The organism is Paraburkholderia sp. SIMBA_030 (genome assembly GCF_046535245.1).
Lineage (GTDB): Bacteria > Pseudomonadota > Gammaproteobacteria > Burkholderiales > Burkholderiaceae > Paraburkholderia.
This window is the reverse complement of record NZ_JAWRXB010001147.1, coordinates 1-252: the sequence shown is the minus strand read 5'-3', so window position 1 is coordinate 252 and position 252 is coordinate 1. Positions and strand designations below refer to the sequence as shown.

Below are 252 nucleotides of genomic sequence, written 5' to 3'. Positions count from 1 at the left end.
CGCGACGACCTTGATGCGCGCCTTTGGGCGTTCAAGGGCGAAAGCTTCGTCCCTCATGGGCCCGCCGACAGTGAACCGGACGGTTTGATTGTGCTGGGACTGGGTGAAGACTGCGGTCAGCACCAGGACCTGCTGGTCAATCTCGACCTGAAAGTGCCGGTATTCGCCAACAAATTTGCCCGCGTGGCGGAAATAGTGGTGGAAGATCCGACGATTCGTGCGGCTGCGCGGGAGAGTTTCCGTTTCTACCGC

Annotated in this window: 1 protein-coding gene; it reads left to right on the top strand. The window is 59.9% G+C overall.

From position 1 onward, the window contains the following. Positions 1–252, top strand: a 252-nt coding sequence (locus SB772_RS43625; protein ID WP_410838981.1) for a DNA polymerase III subunit chi, incomplete at both ends; no start/stop codon positions are given.